This is a genomic window from Staphylococcus sp. GDY8P67P (assembly GCF_017892545.1).
Lineage (GTDB): Bacteria > Bacillota > Bacilli > Staphylococcales > Staphylococcaceae > Staphylococcus > Staphylococcus ureilyticus.
The window spans coordinates 250365-272695 of record NZ_JAESLH010000022.1 but is presented as its reverse complement, the minus strand read 5'-3'; the positions used below and the strand labels follow the sequence as shown (position 1 = coordinate 272695).

The 22331-nt window shown below is 31.6% G+C and carries 23 protein-coding genes and 1 riboswitch; of the genes, 3 read left to right on the top strand and 20 right to left on the bottom strand.

Translation table 11 applies throughout. From position 1 onward, the window contains the following. Window positions 1-21: 21 nt before the first annotated feature. From KA833_RS09200 to cmk, 7 genes are all read right to left on the bottom strand, one after another. The gene (locus KA833_RS09200) at window positions 22-723 is read right to left on the bottom strand and encodes a demethylmenaquinone methyltransferase (protein WP_046208358.1); all 702 of its coding nucleotides are present in this window, start codon (window positions 721-723) and stop codon (window positions 22-24) included. A 17-nt stretch (window positions 724-740) separates the two neighbouring features. Further along, complete coding sequence (locus KA833_RS09195) at window positions 741-1298, bottom strand: heptaprenyl pyrophosphate synthase subunit A (RefSeq protein WP_046208226.1); 558 nt, start codon at window positions 1296-1298, stop codon at window positions 741-743. Between the two features lie 327 nt (window positions 1299-1625). Beyond that, window positions 1626-1898 (bottom strand): HU family DNA-binding protein, encoded by a 273-nt coding sequence (locus KA833_RS09190; protein ID WP_019468914.1) that lies wholly within the window; start codon window positions 1896-1898, stop codon window positions 1626-1628. A 169-nt stretch (window positions 1899-2067) separates the two neighbouring features. Then, window positions 2068-3066, bottom strand: a complete 999-nt coding sequence (locus KA833_RS09185; RefSeq protein WP_064208936.1) for an NAD(P)H-dependent glycerol-3-phosphate dehydrogenase — start codon at window positions 3064-3066, stop codon at window positions 2068-2070. 16 nt (window positions 3067-3082) lie between these two features. Further along, window positions 3083-4393: a ribosome biogenesis GTPase Der gene (der, locus tag KA833_RS09180; protein ID WP_046208224.1), complete on the bottom strand. Its 1311-nt coding sequence runs from the start codon at window positions 4391-4393 to the stop codon at window positions 3083-3085. Window positions 4394-4589: 196 nt separating this feature from the next. After that, window positions 4590-5768, bottom strand: a complete 1179-nt coding sequence (gene rpsA / locus KA833_RS09175; protein WP_210128477.1) for a 30S ribosomal protein S1 — start codon at window positions 5766-5768, stop codon at window positions 4590-4592. A gap of 297 nt (window positions 5769-6065) precedes the next feature. Then, the gene (gene cmk, locus KA833_RS09170; RefSeq protein WP_064208934.1) at window positions 6066-6722 is read right to left on the bottom strand and encodes a (d)CMP kinase; all 657 of its coding nucleotides are present in this window, start codon (window positions 6720-6722) and stop codon (window positions 6066-6068) included. A gap of 78 nt (window positions 6723-6800) precedes the next feature. Here cmk and KA833_RS09165 point away from each other — a divergent pair, with 78 nt between their 5' ends. Continuing rightward, window positions 6801-7775 (top strand): asparaginase, encoded by a 975-nt coding sequence (locus KA833_RS09165; RefSeq protein ID WP_070658582.1) that lies wholly within the window; start codon window positions 6801-6803, stop codon window positions 7773-7775. An 86-nt stretch (window positions 7776-7861) separates the two neighbouring features. On the opposite strand, the gene ypdA is transcribed toward KA833_RS09165, so the two are convergent. The 4 genes from ypdA to KA833_RS09145 all read right to left on the bottom strand — a co-directional run bounded on the left by ypdA (window position 7862) and on the right by KA833_RS09145 (window position 13022). Continuing rightward, window positions 7862-8848: a bacillithiol disulfide reductase YpdA gene (ypdA, locus tag KA833_RS09160; RefSeq protein WP_070658583.1), complete on the bottom strand. Its 987-nt coding sequence runs from the start codon at window positions 8846-8848 to the stop codon at window positions 7862-7864. 231 nt (window positions 8849-9079) lie between these two features. Next, window positions 9080-10546 (bottom strand): LysM peptidoglycan-binding domain-containing protein, encoded by a 1467-nt coding sequence (locus tag KA833_RS09155; protein ID WP_481906378.1) that lies wholly within the window; start codon window positions 10544-10546, stop codon window positions 9080-9082. A 144-nt stretch (window positions 10547-10690) separates the two neighbouring features. Then, window positions 10691-12070 (bottom strand): RecQ family ATP-dependent DNA helicase, encoded by a 1380-nt coding sequence (locus KA833_RS09150; protein ID WP_046208218.1) that lies wholly within the window; start codon window positions 12068-12070, stop codon window positions 10691-10693. After that, entirely contained in the window at window positions 12057-13022 is a 966-nt protein-coding gene (locus KA833_RS09145) for a helix-turn-helix domain-containing protein (protein ID WP_210128475.1), read from the bottom strand. The genes KA833_RS09150 and KA833_RS09145 overlap by 14 nt, the downstream gene beginning before the upstream one ends. A 109-nt stretch (window positions 13023-13131) precedes the next feature. Between KA833_RS09145 and KA833_RS09140 the strand changes: the two genes are divergently transcribed. Continuing rightward, window positions 13132-13380: a ferredoxin gene (locus tag KA833_RS09140; RefSeq protein WP_019468351.1), complete on the top strand. Its 249-nt coding sequence runs from the start codon at window positions 13132-13134 to the stop codon at window positions 13378-13380. A gap of 483 nt (window positions 13381-13863) precedes the next feature. Here KA833_RS09140 and KA833_RS09135 read toward each other — a convergent pair whose 3' ends face one another. From KA833_RS09135 to KA833_RS09110, 6 genes are all read right to left on the bottom strand, one after another. Further along, window positions 13864-14409 carry an ECF transporter S component gene (locus KA833_RS09135; protein WP_046208216.1) on the bottom strand — a complete coding sequence of 182 codons (546 nt, stop codon included), beginning with the start codon at window positions 14407-14409 and terminating at the stop codon, window positions 13864-13866. A 64-nt stretch (window positions 14410-14473) separates the two neighbouring features. Continuing rightward, a riboswitch (FMN riboswitch) is annotated at window positions 14474-14610 on the bottom strand. A 216-nt stretch (window positions 14611-14826) separates the two neighbouring features. Beyond that, window positions 14827-16599, bottom strand: coding sequence for an ATP-binding protein (locus KA833_RS09130; RefSeq protein ID WP_210128474.1), 1773 nt, complete (start codon window positions 16597-16599; stop codon window positions 14827-14829). Next, window positions 16583-17308, bottom strand: coding sequence for a response regulator transcription factor (locus tag KA833_RS09125; protein ID WP_046208214.1), 726 nt, complete (start codon window positions 17306-17308; stop codon window positions 16583-16585). Before KA833_RS09125 ends, KA833_RS09130 begins: the two co-directional genes overlap by 17 nt. A 135-nt stretch (window positions 17309-17443) precedes the next feature. Further along, complete coding sequence (locus KA833_RS09120) at window positions 17444-18181, bottom strand: pseudouridine synthase (RefSeq protein WP_046208213.1); 738 nt, start codon at window positions 18179-18181, stop codon at window positions 17444-17446. Continuing rightward, window positions 18174-18722 carry an SMC-Scp complex subunit ScpB gene (scpB, locus tag KA833_RS09115; protein ID WP_080937836.1) on the bottom strand — a complete coding sequence of 183 codons (549 nt, stop codon included), beginning with the start codon at window positions 18720-18722 and terminating at the stop codon, window positions 18174-18176. Before scpB ends, KA833_RS09120 begins: the two co-directional genes overlap by 8 nt. Further along, window positions 18706-19440 (bottom strand): segregation and condensation protein A, encoded by a 735-nt coding sequence (locus tag KA833_RS09110; RefSeq protein ID WP_046208212.1) that lies wholly within the window; start codon window positions 19438-19440, stop codon window positions 18706-18708. The genes scpB and KA833_RS09110 overlap by 17 nt, the downstream gene beginning before the upstream one ends. Before the next feature lie 91 nt (window positions 19441-19531). Here KA833_RS09110 and KA833_RS09105 point away from each other — a divergent pair, with 91 nt between their 5' ends. Then, on the top strand, window positions 19532-20038 hold the full coding sequence (locus KA833_RS09105; protein WP_046208211.1) for a DUF309 domain-containing protein: 507 nt from the start codon (window positions 19532-19534) through the stop codon (window positions 20036-20038). A gap of 91 nt (window positions 20039-20129) precedes the next feature. Here the strand turns inward: KA833_RS09105 and xerD are convergent, their stop codons facing one another. From xerD to KA833_RS09090, 3 genes are all read right to left on the bottom strand, one after another. Beyond that, on the bottom strand, window positions 20130-21017 hold the full coding sequence (gene xerD, locus KA833_RS09100) for a site-specific tyrosine recombinase XerD (RefSeq protein WP_046208210.1): 888 nt from the start codon (window positions 21015-21017) through the stop codon (window positions 20130-20132). Between the two features lie 36 nt (window positions 21018-21053). After that, entirely contained in the window at window positions 21054-21500 is a 447-nt protein-coding gene (fur, locus tag KA833_RS09095) for a ferric iron uptake transcriptional regulator (RefSeq protein WP_019468360.1), read from the bottom strand. Window positions 21501-21608: 108 nt separating this feature from the next. After that, a complete protein-coding gene (locus KA833_RS09090; RefSeq protein ID WP_046208209.1) occupies window positions 21609-22151 on the bottom strand; it encodes an NUDIX hydrolase in 543 nt (180 codons plus the stop codon). Window positions 22152-22331 lie beyond the last annotated feature (180 nt).

Here is a 22331-nt window from a genome sequence, read left to right as displayed (position 1 = left end):
TCACCTTTGGTTGTTTCATTTTTATTTATAGCCTAGGTGCATCGCTGCAACGCCACCAGTGAAGCTACGTACCTTAATATTACTAAATCCTGCTTGTGAAAATAAACGTTTTAATTTTTCTTTGTCTGGAAAATCAAAAGTAGATTGCTGTAACCATTCATATTCATCTTTCGATTTCGCAAATATTTTACCAAATATAGGCATTACAAATTTAAAGTATAATTTATAACATTGTTTAAATATTGGAGCAGTTGGTTGACTTGTTTCTAAGCAAACAACCATTCCACCAGGTTTTAAAACTCGATTTAGTTCTTTAAGCGTTGCAAGGTAATCAGGTACATTACGTAAACCAAAGCCAATTGTGACATAATCAAATTCATTATCCTCGAATGGTAAATGCATTGCATCACCATGAATGAGTTGGATATTTTGCATGTCCGCTGTTTTCTTTTTACCTACTTCAAGCATGTTTTCACTAAAATCTACACCTAATACTTCACCAGAAGGACCGACTGCTTTGCTTAAAGAAATGGTCCAGTCTGCCGTTCCGCAACAAACATCTAATGCTTTGCTACCATCTTTAACATTCATTTCTTTCATAACGCGTTTTCTCCATGTCTTGTGTTGTTCAAAGCTGATGATGTTGTTTAGGCGATCATATTTTCCAGAAATATTTTGAAAAACGTTATGTACTTGTTCTTTTTTTGCTTTATTATCTGCCATCATTGATTACCTCTTTTTTAATTAATTTCTAATTTAATTTCTTCTAAAAATGTATTTAGTTCATCTTTCGAATATTTTTTTAAATACGAAGGATGATTTTCTAATAAGTTTGTTAATAATTTTTGATTGATATCTGTTGTTTCTATGTTTGGTACGTATCGATTGATAGTAATAAGTGGAAATTTATTTTCGATTTTTAAAATAAAATGACCGATTTCTTCTTTGGGAATCACTCCGTTATGGATGGAGGATTTCATTTCATTAATTTCAACAATCGCTGAACTAATTTGCTTTTGAAAAATTGGATCATGTAACTTCGCTAATAATGTATAAAAGTGAGCGCTTAGTAAATCACCAATCAAAATGGCTTTCTTAGAGGATAAATTTTTGGAAACCTCATCTAAATGACGCATCGCAGTATCTATAGTGAGGCAAGCTAATTTAGCATCTTCAGGTATATCATAAGAATCAAGGATTTTTGCTAATACTTCATTTATATAAATAGCGTCATAATGATGTATACCTTTCAAGCGTTGGGTAATTTGTTTTTCAAAAATACTTAATGTCGTTTCCATGTTCACACCTCACGTTATTATCAATATACATATTAACATTATATAGGGAAAATTAAAATCAACGGTTTTCAAAGTGATAAATATATACGTTTTATGTATTTTGTGAATAGTAAAAATTATAAAAATAAATGAATTATGTTTGTTTATTATCTTTATAAAAACTAAATTGATGTTTGATCACTTTAAAAATCTCTTAATATCATATCATCATATCGAATGATACCATATTAAGAGACTTAGTTTACAATCTATTTTTATTTGTATTTAAAAGTTTTTACCAAAAGAAAAAAAGCCCCTGTAACAAGGGCTTCACTTTTAAGTAAAGAATTATTTAACTGCATCTTTTAAAGCTTTACCAGCTTTGAATGCTGGAACTTTGCTTGCAGGGATATCAATTTCTTTACCAGTTTGTGGATTACGTCCTTTACGAGCAGCACGTTCACGTACTTCGAAATTACCGAATCCAATTAATTGTACTTTTTCACCTTTAGAAAGTGATGTTTGAATTGATTCGAATACTGCATCTACAGCTAAACCAGCTTCTTTTTTAGTTAAATCAGCTTGTTCTGCAACAGCATTGATTAAATCTGTTTTGTTCATTATGAATTCACCTCCCCTAGGGTTTATAATGATAACTTAATATCATTATGGTATGACTTTAACACAACGAATACTGCAACTGCAATGATTTATGTGTAAAAAACGTTGAATTAATAGGATTTTAATATCAAATTGTTATATATTTGCAAAAAAGTGTAATAGTTCTATCTTATTCGGCCTTTTTGCCCCGTCCCATTAAGTCTTTGACGCTTTCATCAACAGGTTGATTTTCAAACAAAACTCTATATAATGCAGTTGTAATTGGCATATCAATATGATGTTCTTTAGCTAAATTATAAACTGATTTTGTAGTATATACACCTTCAACCACCATATTCATTTCTTCTAATGCTTTTTCTAGTGATTTACCTTCACCTAATTTATACCCTAATGTATAATTTCTAGAATGAGTAGACGTGCACGTTACAATTAAATCGCCAATACCACCTAAACCTAAAAATGTCAGTGGATCTGCGCCTAATTTTTCACCAAGTCGACTTATTTCAGCTAAACCTCTAGTCATTAATGCCGCTTTGGCATTGTCTCCGAAGCCCATGCCTGAAATTACACCGCTTGCAACAGCTATAATATTTTTTAATGCGCCACCCAATTCTACGCCTACTAAATCGTCATTCGTATAAACTCTTAAATAATCATTCATAAATAAATCTTGAGCTAGTTTACTCACTTCTGGTGATTTAGAAGAAGCAGCCACTGTAGTTGGTTGTTTGATAACAACCTCTTCAGCATGGCTTGGACCTGATAGTACACCAATACCTGCATTATGTTCAGAGCTAATTGAGTCTTCTAACATTTCAGAGACGCGTTTATAAGTATCGTTTTCTATTCCTTTAGCAACATGGATAAAAGTTTTTTTCGATGTTAAGTGTGAATCAATTTCACTTGCAACTTCCCTCATCGCTTTTGTAGGTAAAGCCATGAGATATACATCTGAATGCGCTATTGCTTTATGAATATCTGTTGTTGCGTTAATTGATAATTCAAGTTGTGCATTTTTAAGATATTTAGTGTTTGTATGAAATTCATTTATTTCATTAACAGTCTTTTCATTTTTTCCCCACATTAATACTTGATGCCCGTTTTCAGCTAAGACATTTGCTAATGCCGTACCGAAACTCCCAGTACCAAAGACAGCTATATTAGACATGTAACCCCTCCATTTATTAATTTCTTCTTCTAGTTATGATGTGTACAGGTGTACCTTCAAATCCAAAGGCAGCTCTGATTTGATTTTCAAGATAACGTTTATAAGAAAAATGCATTAATTCTACGTCATTTACAAACACAACAAATGTTGGAGGTTCTATTGCAACTTGTGTAGCATAAAATACGTTTAATCGACGACCTTTATCTGTTGGTGTAGGATTCATAGAAATTGCATCTGTAATTACTTCATTTAATGTTGAACTTTGAACACGTTTTTTATGGTTTTCACTCGCTTCCAAAATATACGGGAATAGCGTAGATAATCTTTTTTGTTCTTTTGCTGAAACAAAAGCGATTTGTGCGTAATCTAAAAATTGAAATTCTTTGCGTACTTCGTCCTTGAATTTCTTCATAGTATTTGTTTCTTTATCTACAGCATCCCATTTATTGACAACGATAACAATCGCTTTTCCTTCTTCGTGCGCATAGCCAGCAACACGCTTGTCTTGTTCTATGATACCTTGTTCAGCATCGATAACTACTAAAACAACGTTTGATCGCTCTATCGCTTTAAGTGCACGTAAAACTGAGTACTTTTCTGTATTTTCATATACTTTACCCTTTTTACGCATACCAGCAGTATCTATGAGCACATAATCTTGATCGTCATAGCTATATTCAGTATCAACAGCGTCTCGAGTTGTTCCAGCAACATTGGATACTATGACTCGATTTTCACCTAAAATCGCGTTAACTAAGCTCGACTTACCTACGTTAGGGCGACCAATAATTGATAAACGAATTGTATCCTCGTCATATGGATCGGGCTCTTCTTCTTTGAAATTTTTAACTACTTCATCTAATAAATCACCTAATCCTAAACCATGTGAACCAGAAATTGGATATGGATCTCCAAAACCTAGTGAATAAAAATCATAAATTTCATTTCGCATTTCAGGATTATCAACTTTATTCACTGCCAATACAACGGGCTTTTTAGATTTGTATAGCATTTGAGCTACCATTTCATCACTTTGTGTTAAACCTTCTCTAACATTTACCATAAAAATAATGACATCAGCTTCATCTATGGCAATTTCTGCTTGCGCTCTAATCTGTGTTTGGAATGGTGCATCACCTATTTCAATACCTCCAGTATCAATGATATTGAAATCATGAGTTAACCATTCGCCTGATGAATAAATTCTGTCACGAGTCACACCTGGTGTATCTTCAACAATTGAGACACGTTCACCTACGACTCTGTTAAAAATTGTAGACTTTCCAACATTGGGTCTTCCTACAATAGCAACTATAGGTTTAGTCATAACTAACTTCCTCTCTTTTTTAATCTCTATAATTCTATCATACGGGGTAAGTATTTCAAAAGAAATTATTAATGAATCAATTTAAATGACTTTCATGAAATACAATTAATTTATTGATTGATATGTATACTAAAAAAATAAATCTTGCCCTAACGTAAAAATAGGACAAGATTTATTTTTAGTCTTATGATAATTATTAAAACTTAATATCTTTAAGTTTATCTCCGAAAACATCACCTAGTGTTGGATTGTCTTCGTCTTCATTATTATCTAAATATGATTGTGTTGTTTCACTATCACTTTCAACAACATTTTCGTCAGGTAATGTTGCTTTAATAGAAAGTGAAATACGTTCATTGTCAATATCGACACTGAGTATTTTAACACTGACAACTTGTCCTGGTTCTAATACTTCACCAGGTGTACCGATGTGAGAATGACTGATTTCTGAAATATGAACTAAACCTTGCACACCAGGTTTGATTTCAACAAAGGCACCAAAGCTTGTAAGTCTGACAACTTTACCTTCGATTTCTTCACCTTCATTGACTTCTCCTCTTAACGATTCAAACGGGCTTGGTAACGTATCTTTAATTGATAATGAAATACGTTCAGAATCTTTATCAACAGATTTTACTTTCACTTTGACTTGATCGCCAATTGAAACAACATCTTCTGGTGATTTAACATGCTCATGTGATAGTTCGGAAACATGTACAAGTCCATCTACACCACCAATATCGATAAACGCACCAAAGTTTGTTAAGCGTGCAACTTTACCTTCTATGACATCGCCTTCATTAAGATTATTGAGTAAGTCATCTTTTTTCTCAGCATTTTCTAATGCTTCTACAACTTTACGACTAAGAATGACGCGATTATTTGCTGGATCTAGTTCTTCAACTTTTAATTTTAGAACTTGTCCTTCAAAATGAGAGAAATCTTCGATGAAATCAGTTGAAATTAATGAAGCTGGTACAAATCCTCTTTGACCAACATCTACTACTAAACCACCTTTTACAACTTCAGTGACTTTAGCCTCGATGATTTCATCATTATCTAATTTTTCTTGTAAAAATTCATATGATTTTTCAGTTTCTAATTGACGTTTTGATAAGATATAAGCACCTGTCTCATTTTCTTCGTCATATTCCACTTTTGTGACATATGCACCGATTTCGTCACCAACTTTAACAGCATCACTAGGATTATCAATATGATGTGTTGAAAGTTGACTTATAGGGATAATACCGTTAAATTTACCTCCATTAACATGTACAATTACTTGTTTATCTTCAATTTCTTGAATTTCACCAGTAACTCTATCCCCTTCTTTAATTTCGTTAATCATTGATTCATTGAATTCTTCAGTCATCTTGTCTGCCTCCTTATTACACTACATATTTATAACATCTTATAATTTGACAGAATTGTCAAGGAATTCCACTTTATAGTGAATACTCTCATTCTATACATTTAAAAATATTAATTGATACTTAACATGTAGATAATAGTTTTAATATCAATAGCAATTTACATTGACTTATATGTAGTACAAGTTTTAAAAACCTACTACGATAATATACCCTGATTTTGATATTTTATAACTTTTTTACACAATTTTAACAAAAGGACTACAAAAAAAATCAATAGATAATATGATTTTATGAATTTAGATATCTTCTACTAATGTCAAAATTTTATCAGTAACTTCTTCGATACTCATACCGGTAGTATCAATTGTTATTGCATCTTCTGCTTTTTTCAAAGGAGATATTTCTCTATTCATATCATAGTGATCGCGTTCGGCTATTTCTTTTTTTAATTGTTCTACTGTTGATTGTATATCTCTTAGTTCGTTATCTTTTTGACGACGTAAAGCACGTTCTTCAACAGAGGCAATCATATATATTTTTAAATCAGCATCTGGCAACACAACCGTACCAATGTCTCTACCATCCATTACAATGCCTTTTTGCTGTGCCAACTCTTGTTGCTTTTCAACGGCAAATGAGCGCACTGATTCTTTTGAAGATACATAAGAAACATGATTTGTCACATCATTTTCTCTTAAATAATCTGTCACATCTTGATTGTCTAAAATGACTCTTTGTCCTTTTTCTTCGTCATAAGTTAATGAAAGTTCAGTTGATTCGACAAGTTCAGAAAAATTTTCTGTTTTATTTAATTGTAAATATTTATAGGTTATAGCACGATACATTGCACCAGTATCTACATACACCATAGATAACTTAGCTGCCACAAGTTTTGCTATTGTACTCTTACCTGCAGCTGCAGGTCCATCAAGTGCGATATTTATTGGTTTCATTTTAGTAACCCTTCCTTGTTGTTTTATAAATAATATTTTATCATAAATATGTATTTTATAAATAGGAGGAATGCACACATGAAAAAACTTCTTGTCATACATACTGGCGGCACGATTAGCATGTCACAAGATGAATCGAACAAAGTTGTTACAAATAAAGACAATCCAATTTCTAATCATCAAAATATTATTAATCAATATGCTGATGTAACTGAAATAACACCTTTTAATGTACCATCTCCACACATGAATATTGCGTATGTGGAAACTTTAAAACAAATTATAAATCAATCTGAGGATCAAGATGATTATGATGGTTATGTGATTACACATGGTACTGATACACTAGAGGAAACAGCTTATTTATTAGATTTAACAATAGACACCTCAAAACCAATTGTAATCACTGGTGCGATGCGTTCTTCCAATGAAATTGGTGCAGATGGTTTATATAATTTTTTATCAGCAATTAGAGTTGCAATTAGTGATGAATCATTAAATATGGGTGTTATGGTTGTCTTTAACGACGAGATTCATACAGCTAGAAATGTAACGAAAACGCACACTTCTAATACGAATACATTTCAAAGTCCAAATCATGGTCCCTTAGGTGTGATAACAAAACAAAGTGTACAGTTTCATCATAAACCATTTGGGCATTTAGTATTGACTGATATCAATCAATCTTTAAATATCCCACTCGTGAAAGCGTATATGGGAATGAATAGCGATGTTTTGGCTTTTTACAGTGAAAAACAAGTTGATGGGATTATAATAGAAGCGCTAGGTCAAGGCAATTTGCCGCCTACATGTTTAGAAGGGTTGAATCAATGTTTAAATAACAATATTCCAGTTATACTTGTATCTAGATCGTTTAATGGTATTGTCGGCCCTATTTATGCTTATGAAGGTGGCGGTGCAACATTAGAACAAAAAGGAGTTATTTTCTCTAATGGATTAAATGGACAAAAAGCGAGACTGAAATTATTAATCGGCTTAAGTAATCATTTAACCAAAGCACAATTAAAAAAGTATTTTGAAGCTCAGTTATAAAAAAAGAGTTGTGATAAGTAATGTTTTATCTTAAGAATATTGAAAGTATTCTCAAATAATAATCACTTATCCAGCTCTTTTTTATATTATGACTCTAAAGGCGTTTGCTTTTTAGATAAAATATTTTGAGTGATAATGCCACCATGATACTTACCATTTTCAATAAAAATCGTATTTGCATCATTACCTGCAGCAATCACGCCGGCGATATAACAATTTTCTACATTTGTTTCGTAAGTTTCTTTGTTATGAACTGGTGCTGTCCCATATTCATTTTCATTGATTTCAATTCCAATTGATTCTAAGAAATTATAGTCCGGATGATAACCAATCATTGCAAAAATGTAATCGTTAGGAATCTCAATTACTTCTCCATCTTGCTCATAAATAACACTATCTTCAGTAATTTTTGTGACTTCAGCGTTAAAGGCCATGTTTATTTTTTCGTGTTTCACTAATGACTCAAAATTAGGTAAAATCCATGGTTTAACTGCTTTTGGATAGTCAGAACCACGATAGATAACTGTGACATGTGCACCTGCCTTTTCTAATTCCAATGCTGCATCAACTGCTGAGTTTTTTCCACCAATGATGACAACATTTTGATCGAAATAAGGGTGTGCTTCTTTAAAATAATGTTTTACTTTTGGCAATTCTGCACCTTCTACTTCTAAAGTATTATGTTGACCATAATAACCAGTAGCTACGGTTAGAAATCGACACTGATAAACATCTTTCGTAGTAGTGAGTGTAAAACGATTATTAATTTTTTTAACAGTAAGGACTTCTTCGAAAGCATTGATACGCAGTTGATGATGTTTAACAACTTCTCTATAATACACTAATGCTTGATTACGACGTGGTTTGCTTTCTTCGACAATAAATGGAATGTCGCCAATACTTAATTTATCACTTGAAGAAAAGAATGTTTGATGTGTTGGATAGTTATAAATAGCGTCCACAACATTTCCTTTTTCAATTACTAAAGTATCAATCCCTTTTTTCTTTTGTTCAATAGCGGCACTTAACCCACATGGTCCACCGCCGATGATTATACTTTCTACTGTTTGCATAGTATTTGTCCTCCTTTAACCACCCATTTATTATACCAGTAGATTTAAAAAAACCAAGTGATAGATTTTGAAAATTTGTTTACAAAAATGACTAATTCATATAAAAGCTCCCTACAAAGTTTACTTTTTTAAATGTCTACTTTGTAGGGAGCATATCATGTTATGGATTAGTCCTTTTTTAGGAACAGGCTCGATAATCAAGCTTCATTTTATTTGTTAAAGATGAATGTTTTATTGAGGAATAACTAATTGTTGTCCGTTATGAATATCATTACCTTGTAATCCATTTGCTTTTCTGATTTTTTCTACATTTTCAGGAGATCCGCTTCCATAGTATTGGATGGCTATTCTGTAAAGATTTTGACCATTTACAGTATGTGTTTGTTGTCCTGAATTGTTGTTTGAAGCTTGGTTGTTTTGTTGATTGTTTTGGCTGTTAGTTGCTTGACCTTGGTTTGCTGAATCATTACCTTGATTCGTAGCTTGATTATTTTGTTGTGATTGATCATTTTGACTGTTCTGTGCATTTTGATCACTTTGGTTATTTTGATCAGATTCAGTAGCTTGATTTTGATCGCTAGTAGCTGCATCGTCAGAATTAGAATCGCTTTGGTTTGAATTATCATTACTATCTGATTCAGCGTTATCGTCATTATTTGTATTTGCTTTATCACTATCATCGTCTTTGTTTTTGTCTGAATCTTTCTTGCTGTCCTTGTCTGAATCTGAGTCAGATTTTTTATCTTTGTTGTCCGCTACCTTTTTATCGTCGTTATTACTACTATCATCATTGTTGCCAGTTAATGCCATACCACCAAAAATTCCGATTGCTGCTAAAATTAAAATTGCTGCTACGATTGGTAATATTTTTCCAAATAATCCGCCTTTTTTCTTGTTATTGTTGTTATCATCATTTGGATCGTTGTTGTGATCACCGTTACCATTATTTCCACCGGAGCCATTTCCATTCGAATGCGCAGCACTTGCTCCAGCGGCACCTGCACCAGCTGCGGCTGCTCCGCCAGCTACGGCAGCGCCTTTTTTCTTGTTGTCTTTTGAATCATTACTTTTTTCAGAATTAGCTTCTTCAGTATGTTGATTTTTATTATTAGCACCTACGCCTGTAGCAGCATCACTTTTTTCGTTATCGTCTGAGGCTGCATTGTTATCTTTAGCATGATCAGAAGCATCTTTCTTGTCATGGTGTTTTTTTGCGGCATATGCACCTGCACCAGCTGCGGCTGCTCCGCCAGCTACGGCAGCGCCTTTTTTCTTATCATTTTTATCTTCAGATTGGTTACCTTCAGAAATGTCGTGATCTTTTTCACTTCTATTTTGATTAATATTGTTATTTTCTGAAGGGTCTTGATTTTTATTGGTTTCATCCGCATCCGTCTTGGATGATGAATGTGTTTCCTGTTGTTGCTCACTGTCTTGTTGACTAGATGTATCATTTTTCTCATCAACAGGTGATTCATTTCCTTCATTTTGATGTGTTGCCGTATCTCTTCTACGTTGTCTTCTTTGGGCATTTCTTGGAGGGAATTGTTCGTCTTGTTTATCAGAAACTTCCTCTTTTACATTGTCAACGGAATCGTTAACAGAATCCTTTACATCATCTCGATGTTCTTTTGGATCAATAGATTGACGATTTTTCTCAAAATCATCTTTGAAATTATTATTAGACAAATTCATCATCCTTCCATCATTTAATTTTAGTATATACTGTTTTACCCTAAAAGCCAGTATATATGTATTAATTTTATATGAAAAACAAATAAAAATTTAGCGTATATCTAGTATTATAGCTTGATTGAAAAAGTGAAGTAAAGTATTTATCTTTTATTTGAATATATTTCGTAATTTTTCTTTAAAATCCATTTTTCTTTTTACTTTTTTTCTATTAATAATATTAATTGGTTTTAATTCTGTGTCATTATCACAGCACTGTGTTGGTTTTGTTGATAGATTTTCACCGAAAAACTCTACCATATATGACCTACGACATTGGTCTAAATTTTTATAACCTAACATTCGATAATAACCGCGTTGTTTTCTTTCAAATGCTGTTTTGAAAATAGTACGCAATTGTTCAATTTTAAAATTACTACTTAGAACCTCTAATATTTCATTTTTTTCAGGTGGTAAAAACATACCTAATTCAAATGTGTTCACATCTTCTTCAGTAATTATATCTGCAAACAATAAGGTTTCTAATAGATAACTATCATCTGGTTGGTAAAGACTGATGGCTTGGCTAGAGTAGCCATCACGTCCTGCACGACCAATTTCTTGCATATAACTTGATGGACTTGTGGCTAGATGAAAATGTATGATAGTTCGTATATCTTTTTTATTTATCCCCATTCCAAAAGCACTTGTTGCAACAATAATTGGTATTTCATTATTTATAAATTGATGCTGTACAGTATGTCTTTCCTGATAGGTTAAGTCACCATGGTATATCCCAGTTAAAAAACCATATTGATAAATTGCCTTTGCTAAAGTTAGGCACATTTTTTTTGATGAAACATAGATAATAGTTGGACCTGATTGTTCTAACGTTGGAAGTAACCATTTTAACTTTTCATGATCATTTTCGAAATTTATGTGTGATAATGTAATATTTTCTCTATTCGTCGTTGTTTTCACAACAGTAAATGTTTTATTTAGCATGTGATTTAAATCATATGTTAAATAAGGTGGTGCTGTGGCAGTCAAAGCAAGTATATTGGCTTTAGGAAAATAATTGATGATTTTCCCTACAAGTGCATAGTGTGGTCTGAAATCATAACCCCATTCAGATAAGCAGTGGGCTTCATCTAAAACGATTAAACCTAAATCTAGATGTTGTATAAGTTTAAAATTATGTGGTTGCAACAAAAATTCGGGACTTAAAAATATAAAACGACTATGCTTTAAGTATTGTAAATTTTGTTTTTTTTCATTTTCATCTAATCCGGAATGGATGCATGAAACGTAATGCTCGCCTTGTAGTTTTAATTGCATAACTTGATCATCCATTAAGGATATTAACGGTGAGATGATAAGGGTGGGCTTTTGTTTGATATAGGTTGGTAATTGATAACATAAACTTTTTCCACTACCAGTCGGCAATATACCCAAAGTATTTTCATCATTTAATACATGCTCTATAATTTCCTGTTGTCCAGGCTTAAATGAATCAAAACCAAACCATTTTTTTAATTCATGATGTAACATTTAAATCACCTCTTTCAACACCGATGATTAATAGTTTAATTTCAAAGTAATTTAATTTTGGAAATTTCTCTTTGTAATTTCTTAATCTTTCGCTGCGATTTTCTACATAGTAACTTAGAAACTGTGAATATGAATTATCATTTATAAATACATCGTATTGTGAAAGATACCCTTTTATAAATAATTCTAGAATATGATCTTCAATTGTGTTTGATTTTACATTTTGTGTCTTAGCTAATTCGTTAAAGCTGAGACCTTTTTTAATACCTATGTAAGTTTCCTCTGTTTTAAAAAGCAACGTTGGTAAAATAATTAATTGATTTAAAATAGGATATTTAATCGCATTTTCCAATTCAAACATCATGATTACTAATTCATTTATTTCTAGTTCGAACAATTGTTGTTGCGAAATATTTTCTATTAAGCTGACTTGTTGTCTTGTATACATACTTTCTTTATAACCTTGTAAATAATAGTGCAAATACGTTTTACTATTTTTTTCAGAAATTGAAGAGAAAAGAAGATTTAATTCTTTATTTAATTTGCAAGATATATTCTTATTTTTAGCACTGTTATATACTTTTTTAACTCTATGTTGAATTGTATTGTTGTGTGTAATAGGCACAAAATGTAATGAATCATGTGAAATATTCGAAATTGTTTGGGTTAATAATTGAAGTGCCTTAAAGGTGTTTAATAAACTATCATATGTATACCTTGGATGTGTACGAATCAATCGCGTACCATCAACATCCTGTTGTCCATTTTGAATATATCCAACAAATGATGGATATTTTAAGTTTGGTAAGCTATGATACAATGATAATAGTTGTTGACTACAGGCGTCAAAAAAGGTTTGATGGGATTTTTTGCCTGTGATAATATTATATATGCTTTTTTCTGTTTTGTAATTATGTGCTTGCATTCGTGTAAAGCGAATTAAATTATACATGTGTGCTCCCTCATTTTATAAAACAAAAACATTTGATAAAATTTTAAACAGTAACTACAATACTAATTGTGTTATTAGTGTAGCATGTTTGTTAAAGGAGGCGAAGAGTTTGGCTAAATATACAATTGTTGATATGGATACATGCATTGCATGTGGTGCTTGCGGTGCTGCTGCTCCTGATATATATGATTACGACGATGAAGGTATCGCATACGTTATACTAGATGATAACCAAGGTACTGCGGAAGTACCAGAAGAATTATATGAAGACATGGAAGATGCTTTAGAAGGTTGTCCTACAGATTCTATTAAAATTGAAGAGGAATCTTTTGACGGAGACCCTCTAAAATTTGAATAATAAAATTAATCAAATAGATATTCATTTTTGCATGAAATGAATTTATAAAAGCTCAGTATATTCATTGTTTTAATGAAAAAGCTGAGCTCTTATTTTATGAAAAATAATCATTTATTAATTGTAGTATGAAAATAAAGCAAGTTGAAATATAGCATGTAAATCTCACAATCAAAATAAATGACTAATTCATATGAAATAGCTTGGTTATTTTAAATTTTAAAATTCGACAAATTCGACCAGGTTGTTCACTCGTCTGGAGATATGACTCGATTCTATAATCTTGTGCTTATATCATTCCATTAAGTGTTAACAAGTTAAAAAACTATTTTAAAAGATGCGTTTAAGTACAAAAATAATGATAAGCAACTTCACTTTCAACTTTAGCAAAAGTTTTCAATAATAAAAGAAGCTGAGNNTCTCAGCTTCTTTTATTATTGCGTGTCCATTTTTTCATATTCGTTGTATAAGCTAATTAATTAAAAATTATCTAAGTAAAATCTTTTTTAAACGTTTGAATAATAACATAAATATTAAAGAAATTATTATACCTTTTACTATATTAAAAGGTATAACACCTGAAACTATCACAATTTTTATATTTTCAACTACATTTGATAAATTCATAATCATCCCATAAAGTGGTAATAAAACAAAATAATTTAAAATACTTAGAACAATCGTCATAACAATCGTCGCTATCGTAAATCCAATGATTTGTGTTTTGACTGTATGATTATTTTTAATTATATAAAAGGCACTTAAAATAAAACTAGCGCCAGCTAAGAAATTAGCAATTGGTCCAACTGGATCCCCTATATTAAATAAGAAATTAAGTAAATTTTTTATAAATAATATAATAATACCAGCTACTGGTCCTAAACTAAAAGTTGCTAATAGAGCTGGAATATCACTAAAGTCTAATGTTAAATACGGTGGTAAAAATGGGATTGGAAATTTGATAAACATCAAAATAAATGACACCGCACTTAACATACTTATCGTAATAAGTCGCTTGGTTTGTTGTTGCATATTCAATTATCTCCTTCCATTCATCTTACTTAGAAAAGGAGGATTTAATTGCACAACAAAAACCCTCCATCTTCTCCCATCCAGACTATACTGTCGGCTCTAGAATTACACTAGATCAGCCATTTATCTTTTTAATAGATAAATGGGTCGCAGGCTTCAATTACTGCCGGTTGGGAATTACACCCTACCCCGAAGATGAATTTCTTAAATTTTATAAATATATCATAGCCTATTACTCAGATAAAAACAATAGACCTGCTTATGCTAAGTAAATTACATAATTTATGAAAAAGACGAGATTGAAAATCAATAGTAATGTATTGACTCTCAATCTCGTCATTTATAGAACACACATGCTTGATTTACATTAAGATTATAAATTAAATTACATTTCACTCTCTATGATTACTTTAATAGTCATGTATCTTCATATTCTTCTGTTGGTTTTGGTAATTTAATTATAAATGTTGTGCCTTTGCCAAGCTCACTTTTGACGTCTATCGTACCTCCATGTTCATCAATAATCATACGACAGATAAACAGACCTAACCCAGTACCTTGTTTACCTCGTTTACGAGCAGTGTCGACTTTATAGAAACGATCAAATACTTGTTGTAAATGTTCTGGAGCAATACCAGATCCTGTGTCTGAAATGTATAAAATATTTTCATTTTCTGCCTCTCCATAACTAATCGATATTAAATCACCAGGTTCTGTATATCTAGTAGCATTATCTATAAGATTAGTTAAAACCTGTTCAATTCTATCGGTGTCGAAATACCATAATTGATTGTGTGTATTTGGATTTAAATTCATCGTTAACTTTAAGTCATTTGCTTGTTTCTGGTATTTTTGTTGCATTCTATTAAGCAATGGATCAATTGGCTGTTTCACTTTCTCTACAGTTAGCCCTTCAGCATCCATACGTGCAACATTGAGCAACTCATTTACTAATCGATTTAAACGTTTTGTTTCATCAAGGACAATAGACAATGATTCATGTATTTCGTCTGGCTCTGTTACAATACCATCCACTATCGACTCTGTATATCCTTGTAGCAAAGAAATAGGTGTACGCAATTCATGTGATACATTAGCAATAAAATCTTTTTTCATTTGATCAATATTATGTTCATTGGTCATGTCACGAATAATAGCTACAATACCACTTCTGCCATCAGGCTGAATTTGTTCAATATAACTTGTAATAATGACAAAATAGCGTGTGCTAATTTCATATTCTTCGAATTGTGTTTTTTTGGATTTAAATGTTAATTCATTTTGACGATCAAGCTTGTCTAAATCGTGTGCATCCAATATTTTCAAAATATTTTGTGCCATCTTGTTTGATATAATTATTTCTTGTTTATCATTAAAACCTAGAACACCTTCAACCATAGAGTTTATTAAACTATCTCTGATATTTTTTGATGAGGATAATGCGTCGATGTGTTGTTGTATTTCCGAACTCATCGTGTTAAAAGCACGTGATAACTCACCAATTTCATCTCGAGAATTAACAGGAACTACTTGTGTATAGTCTCCTTTAGAAACTTTTAATGCTTGAGTCCTTAAATTTCTTAGTGGTTTTGTAATTCGAGATGATAAGAAAAAGGCAAACACAGTAGTAATAGATAAAAAGATTATAGCAATAATTAAAATAATGACTGTAATCACATTATTGGTATCTTCTATCGTTTTCAAATCTTGATAGATAAAAACACCACTATATTTACTATTATGTGCACTCGATTCTAAATTTTTTGATGGATAACCTATTAAAACATAAGTTTTTTGCTGTTTATTTATATCTATTGTCACGTGCTCAGATATCTGCTTTCCTTTATCGAACACTTTTTCGTAGTTTTTATTACTTTTTATTTCTTTGAACATCTTTTCTTTTGTCTCATCATTATTGACGCTATCCATGTGTTTATGATTCATGATAATAAGCCCCACTGGACCCTCGATAAGAGACTTACTATGCTTTATGGCAGTCGTTTTATCTTCTGAATGCTCAACTAAATGACTGATTCTTTTAGCATCTTCAAGTAATGAATCTTCTGTTTCTTGCGTAAAGTAAGATTGTATAAACGTTATAAGTGCTGCACTTAATAAAATTAAAACTGTCGTTACTATAAAAATTATAGTTAACCACAGTTTTACTACTACATTATTGAGGCGGTTCATTTTCAGATTTAACCTCGAATTTATAGCCAACGCCCCAAACTGTTTGAATCATTTGGGCAGCTTCATCAGAAACGCGATTTAATTTCTCTCTTAAACGTTTTACATGTGTATCAACAGTACGCAAATCTCCATAAAATTCATAATGCCATACTTCTTTTAATAGTTGCTCACGATCAAAGACTTTATTTGGCGTTTTTGCTAAAAAGATTAAAAGTTCATATTCTTTTGGCGTTAAGTTTACTTGGTTGCCATCAGCTAGCACCCGATGAGCATCATTATCAATCACAAGATGTTCAAATTCTATTAAATCTCGTGCATGTGGTTCACTTTGTTCTGTATGTGCAACTTGAGTTCGTCTTAATAGCGCTTTGACACGTAAGACCACTTCACGTGGTGAAAATGGTTTTACAATATAATCATCTGCACCGGATTCGAAACCTTCTACGCGGTTTGTTTCTTCTCCTTTAGCAGTTAACATAATAATTGGTGTTTCTTTCTGTTCTCTGAGTCTAGCTGCTACAGTAATGCCATCCATTTCTGGCAACATTAAATCTAACAAGATACATGCATAATCATGTTCCATTGCCATTTTGTATGCTTCTTGTCCATCTCTAGCTTCATGAGTTTCAAAAGATTCTCTTTCTAAGTACAATTTTAATAATCGTCTGATTCTATCTTCATCATCAACGATAAGTATTTCGTTTGACATAGGTTCGTACCCTCCCACACTGCTAACTTCAATTTCAACCATATTATATCATAGGTTGAGCTATAAAAGTGTTTATGAATGAAAAGTTTGTGAAAAAATTATCAATATCAGGATTTTGTTAAAGGAATGTCATAATTATTGTCCGTGTTCTGCAATTTGACGTAATATTTTTACTTCATGCGGTGTAAGTACTCGGCCTTCGCCAGCATTGAGTCCTTTCAAATTTAACGGTCCAAATTCTATGCGTTGTAATTTTGATACTTGATGCCCAAAATATTCAAACATGCGTCTAACTTGTCTATTGCGACCTTCAGTTATTGTAATTTCTACAAGTGTCGTATTTTTATCTTTATCTTGGTTTTTAACTTTAACTGTCGCAGGTTGCGTTTGCCCATCTTCTAAATTAATGCCTTGTTCTAATGCTTTAACTTCTTCACGCATGAGATACCCTTTTAATTTAACAACATATTTCTTTTTGATTTTATAACGTGGATGTGTCATTAAGTTAGTGAATTCACCATCATTGGTAAGTAAAAGTAGCCCTGATGTATCATAATCTAAGCGTCCTACAGGGTATATTCTTGTCTTAATTTGTTTGAAATAATCAGTAACGACCTTTCTACCTTTGTCATCAGAAACGCTAGTGATAACTTGTGAAGGTTTATAGAAAAGAATATATAGTTTGTCTTCTTGTTCTAATTTAATGCCTTCAACTTCTACTGTATCCGTTGGTTTTACTTTAGTACCTAATTCTGTTTTGATTTCACCGTTTACTTTCACTTTACCTTCTGTAATTAATGTTTCCGCTTTACGTCTTGAAGTATAGCCACTATTTGCGATACGTTTTTGTAATCTTTCTGTTTCTTTATTCATTTTTTTCTCCTTTTTGATTTACTAAATTACTGAAGAAGGCTTCTATTTCCTCATCTTCTTCATCCGTAGTTGGTAAATCATCTAATTGTTCAATACCAAATACATTTAAGAATAGTTCTGTTGTATATAATTGTTGGCTTCTAGAATCTTCCTCATCTTTGGCTTCAATTAAACCTCGTGCTATCAAGGTTTTGACGGCTCCGTCCGAATTTATACCTCTAATCAATTCAATATCACTACGAGATAATGGCTGATTGTATGCGATTATCGATAAAGCTTCCATAGCTGCTTGTGATAATTTCATTTTTGATTTTTGTTCAATTAACTTCTCAATAAATTCTGACGCATCTTTTTTGGTGGTTAAGACATAATTTTTACCATAATGTTGGATCTCTAAGCCACAAGCGTCATATTCATTGATTAATGTATGAAAACGATGTTGGTCAATGTCTAAAATTTCTAGTATTTGCTTTTCTTCAAGTCCTTCATCACCTGCAGTATAAAGTAATGCTTCTAGGATTCCTTTATCGTTCAATGCCATAATTAACTCCTCTTAAAATATTAATATCGTCAAAACTTTTTTGTTGTTCAATATTTACTATTCCAGATTTCGACATTTCTAGTATGGCGAGGAAATGAGTGACTACCATTTCCAGTGGTTCAGTAAAATTAAATAAACTAAAAAAGTTGAATGATTCATGTTTTTGCAAACGTTGAGTTACTTGTGTAGTAGCTTCTTGTATTGTGAACGTTTCTTTTCGAATATCAACGGTTTTGGGTGTTTGGTATTCCACACGATTTTTCACTTTTTGATAAGCAATGATGAGTTCTGTTAAATCAATCGTATTATTAGGGTCCCAAGTTTCATTTGACTCTAAATGTGTTAAATCCGTTGGGTGTTTAGAATAATACTTCTCTCTTTCTGCTCTTTTTTCGTTTAATAGCACTGTATATTCTTTATAGTTTTGATATTCAATTAATCGCTCAACCAAATTTTCACGTGGGTCATCTTCTAAATCGTCAACTTCATCTGAATGAGGCAAAAGCATTTTGCTTTTTATCATTAGTAATTCTGATGCCATAACTAAATATTCACTTGCCACATTAATTTCTAATTGACTCATCGCATGAATATATTGCATATACTGTTCTGTTAAAGATTTCATTGGTATATCATAAATATCAATTTCAAATTTTTGAATAAGATGCAATAATAAATCTAAAGGACCATTAAAGGCATCGAGTTTTACTTCATACATTTTATCTACCTCATATTAGCAAGTTAAGTGCGTAATTTACTAAAATATTATAGCATGTTTAATACAAACATTTAAAATCGGAGCGATAAACATGTTAAAAATTGCACTTCAAGATTTTTATTTCCAATTCCATACAAAGCAACATTACTTTCTTTGTCACGATATTTTAGAAGACGCTTGGAAAACAAACCCAAATTACAATAAAGGAGATGCTGTTGTAAGTCTTATATTGACTGCAACTGGCGCTTATCATTACCGTAGACATAATTATGTAGGTGCCTATAAATCGTTTGGTAAGTCATTAAAAGTAATAGAAAAGTACGACTCAGCAATTAATATTGGACTCGATATAGAAGCGTATAAAGCGCTATTAGTCGAATTAATTAATGCTACAAAGAAGGAGAAATCTTTCGAGCCTATTCATCTCCCATTAACTGCGACAATGGAGCAAGTTATATTACAACAATACCCGCATTATGCGATGACATATTATAAAATTGAAGATGATTATATCATTGACCACCATTTAAAAAGAGACAGAACTGAAGTCGAAGCAGCAAGAAAACGCGCTCTACAAGCTCGAAACAAATGGATATAAGCATTAATCTTATATGAATATATTTATTTAAATAATGTAACTACAATAAAAAACACAGTCTAGTTATTCAATAGAATAAACCAGGCTGTGTTTATGCTCTTGGATGAAATTCATTATACATTTTACGAATTTGTGATTTTGAAACATGTGTATACAATTGTGTTGTAGATATGTCAGAATGGCCGAGCATTTCTTGTACTGCACGTAAATCTGCTCCATTTTCGAGTAAATGTGTGGCAAATGAATGTCTTAATGTATGTGGTGTTAAAGTTTTTAGTATATTTGCTTTGATACCATTTTGTTTAATCATCTTCCATATGGCTTGTCTTGATAAAGGTTTACCGTGCATATTTAAAAAGAGTGTGTCAGTTACCGTGTTTTTTAATAATTGTGGTCTTACTGTTTCCAAATAAGTATTTAAGTATTCAATCACAGTATCTCCTAATGGCACAATTCTTTCTTTATTTCCCTTACCAAAAACACGTATAAAGCCCATAATTAAATTAACATCTTCTAACTCTATTTGAATCAGTTCTGACACACGCATGCCAGTGGCATAAAGTAATTCTAACATCGTGCGATCTCTATATCCGTTATTTTTGGATAAATCAGGTGTTTCTAATAGTCTAAGTACTTCATCTATTTCTAAAACATCTGGTAATTTACGATCATATTTCGGCGTTTCTATTAATACTGTTGGATCTTTAGCTGCATATTTTTCTCTTAATGCAAACTGATGAAAACTGCGGATAGTGGAAATGAAGCGTGCTAACGATTTTGAAGATGTGCCTTCATCATGTAAGTGACCCAAACATTCTTGAATAAGTTGTCTATCTACAAAATCAATATGACTAATTTTGTGTAATGTTAAAAATTCATCATATTTTTTTAAATCTCTTCGATATGCACCAATTGTATTTACACTTAATCCTTTTTCTAATTGTATAAATTTCAAATATTCATCTATAATATTTTTCACTGTACTACCTCTGTTTCTGAAATAGTATTTTTTAAATTATTTTCCTTTTGCTTGGCACGATGCACAAATACCATGGAATGTTAAACGATGGTCTAATATTTTAAATTCAAATTCATTTTCTACTCTTTCCTCTACGCGAGGTAATAAGTCTTCTTCGATTTCTTCTACTTTACCACATTCCATACACACAAGATGGTGGTGAAAATGTTTTGCTCCTTCTTTTCTTAAATCGAATCGTGCAACACCATCGCCAAAGTTTATTTTATCCACTACCTTTAATTCTGCTAGCAATTCTAATGTACGATAGACAGTTGCAAGTCCTATTTCAGGTGCTTTGTCTTTAACTTTTAAATAAACATCTTCAGCACTTAAATGATCTTTTTCATTTTCAATTAAAACTCTCAATGTTGCCTCACGTTGTGGCGTCAATTTATAAGATGATTGCTGTAATTGTTGCTTCACGCGATTTAATCGTTCTTCCACGGAAGCCTCACTCCCCTACTAATAATTATAATCATTTTAATTTAGTTATGATATATATATATATTTAAAATACCAATAATTGATAAAATTCGCAAGTATTCTCGCCTCTTATTTATAATGATTATAATTAAGTAGTAAATGTTGTAAAGCAATAATGGTTTTTGCATCTTCCAATTCTTTATTATCTAATAATGTTTTAATTTCATTTATATCAAAATATGCTATTTCTAAAAATTCATCTTCATCTAAATGCATTTCACCTTTTGTTAAATTTTTTGCCATATAAATTGATATTTTTTCGTTTGAGAAACCAGGTGAACCATACATTTCAGTAATATGTTCTAATTCATCTGCAATATAACCAGTTTCTTCCTCAAGTTCACGCTTAGCTGCGGATATACGTTCTTCGTCTTTTTCTAATTTACCTGCTGGTATTTCTAATAGTGGTTTTTCGCAAGCTTTACGAAATTGTTTCACTAATATCACTTTATTATCAGGTGTAATTGGACAAACAGCGACAGCACCGTTGTGGTATATTAATTCACGTTTAGAAGTTTGTCCATCGGGTAGTTCAACATCGTGGACTTCTAAATCTATGATTGCTCCTTTATAAATAGAAGCGCTATGCAATGTCTTTTCAAATAGGTTCATAAATAATCACTGTCCTTTTAATTCTTTTAAGATATTGTTAAGATGTACTCATTAGTTAGTTATTATGGGAATAGCGAATGAACACATATTATTGAGTTTGATTTTTGTTTTGTATAGAATAGTTAATATTGAAAAATCCAACTTACTTTATTACGTCTACGCCCTATTATCCAAGTGTAT

Bases quoted from the DNA above. Each gene is read 5' to 3' on its own strand.
- KA833_RS09105 (WP_046208211.1), top strand. From the start codon at position 19,532: ATGTTAAAAATTGCACTTCAAGATTTTTATTTCCAATTCCATACAAAG.
- der (WP_046208224.1), bottom strand. From the start codon at position 4,393: ATGACTAAACCTATAGTTGCTATTGTAGGAAGACCCAATGTTGGAAAG.
- ypdA (WP_070658583.1), bottom strand. From the start codon at position 8,848: ATGCAAACAGTAGAAAGTATAATCATCGGCGGTGGACCATGTGGGTTA.
- KA833_RS09125 (WP_046208214.1), bottom strand. From the start codon at position 17,308: ATGTCAAACGAAATACTTATCGTTGATGATGAAGATAGAATCAGACGA.
- KA833_RS09145 (WP_210128475.1), bottom strand. From the start codon at position 13,022: ATGTATAATTTAATTCGCTTTACACGAATGCAAGCACATAATTACAAA.
- rpsA (WP_210128477.1), bottom strand. From the start codon at position 5,768: ATGACTGAAGAATTCAATGAATCAATGATTAACGAAATTAAAGAAGGG.
- KA833_RS09190 (WP_019468914.1), bottom strand. From the start codon at position 1,898: ATGAACAAAACAGATTTAATCAATGCTGTTGCAGAACAAGCTGATTTA.
- KA833_RS09185 (WP_064208936.1), bottom strand. From the start codon at position 3,066: ATGTCTAATATAGCTGTCTTTGGTACTGGGAGTTTCGGTACGGCATTA.
- KA833_RS09110 (WP_046208212.1), bottom strand. From the start codon at position 19,440: ATGTATGAAGTAAAACTCGATGCCTTTAATGGTCCTTTAGATTTATTA.
- KA833_RS09195 (WP_046208226.1), bottom strand. From the start codon at position 1,298: ATGGAAACGACATTAAGTATTTTTGAAAAACAAATTACCCAACGCTTG.
- KA833_RS09130 (WP_210128474.1), bottom strand. From the start codon at position 16,599: ATGAACCGCCTCAATAATGTAGTAGTAAAACTGTGGTTAACTATAATT.
- KA833_RS09150 (WP_046208218.1), bottom strand. From the start codon at position 12,070: ATGTTACATCATGAATTAAAAAAATGGTTTGGTTTTGATTCATTTAAG.
- KA833_RS09165 (WP_070658582.1), top strand. From the start codon at position 6,801: ATGAAAAAACTTCTTGTCATACATACTGGCGGCACGATTAGCATGTCA.
- KA833_RS09200 (WP_046208358.1), bottom strand. From the start codon at position 723: ATGGCAGATAATAAAGCAAAAAAAGAACAAGTACATAACGTTTTTCAA.
- cmk (WP_064208934.1), bottom strand. From the start codon at position 6,722: ATGAAACCAATAAATATCGCACTTGATGGACCTGCAGCTGCAGGTAAG.
- KA833_RS09135 (WP_046208216.1), bottom strand. From the start codon at position 14,409: ATGCAACAACAAACCAAGCGACTTATTACGATAAGTATGTTAAGTGCG.
- KA833_RS09090 (WP_046208209.1), bottom strand. From the start codon at position 22,151: ATGAACCTATTTGAAAAGACATTGCATAGCGCTTCTATTTATAAAGGA.
- KA833_RS09155 (WP_481906378.1), bottom strand. From the start codon at position 10,546: ATGATGAATTTGTCTAATAATAATTTCAAAGATGATTTTGAGAAAAAT.
- scpB (WP_080937836.1), bottom strand. From the start codon at position 18,722: ATGGCATTGAACGATAAAGGAATCCTAGAAGCATTACTTTATACTGCA.
- KA833_RS09120 (WP_046208213.1), bottom strand. From the start codon at position 18,181: ATGAATAAAGAAACAGAAAGATTACAAAAACGTATCGCAAATAGTGGC.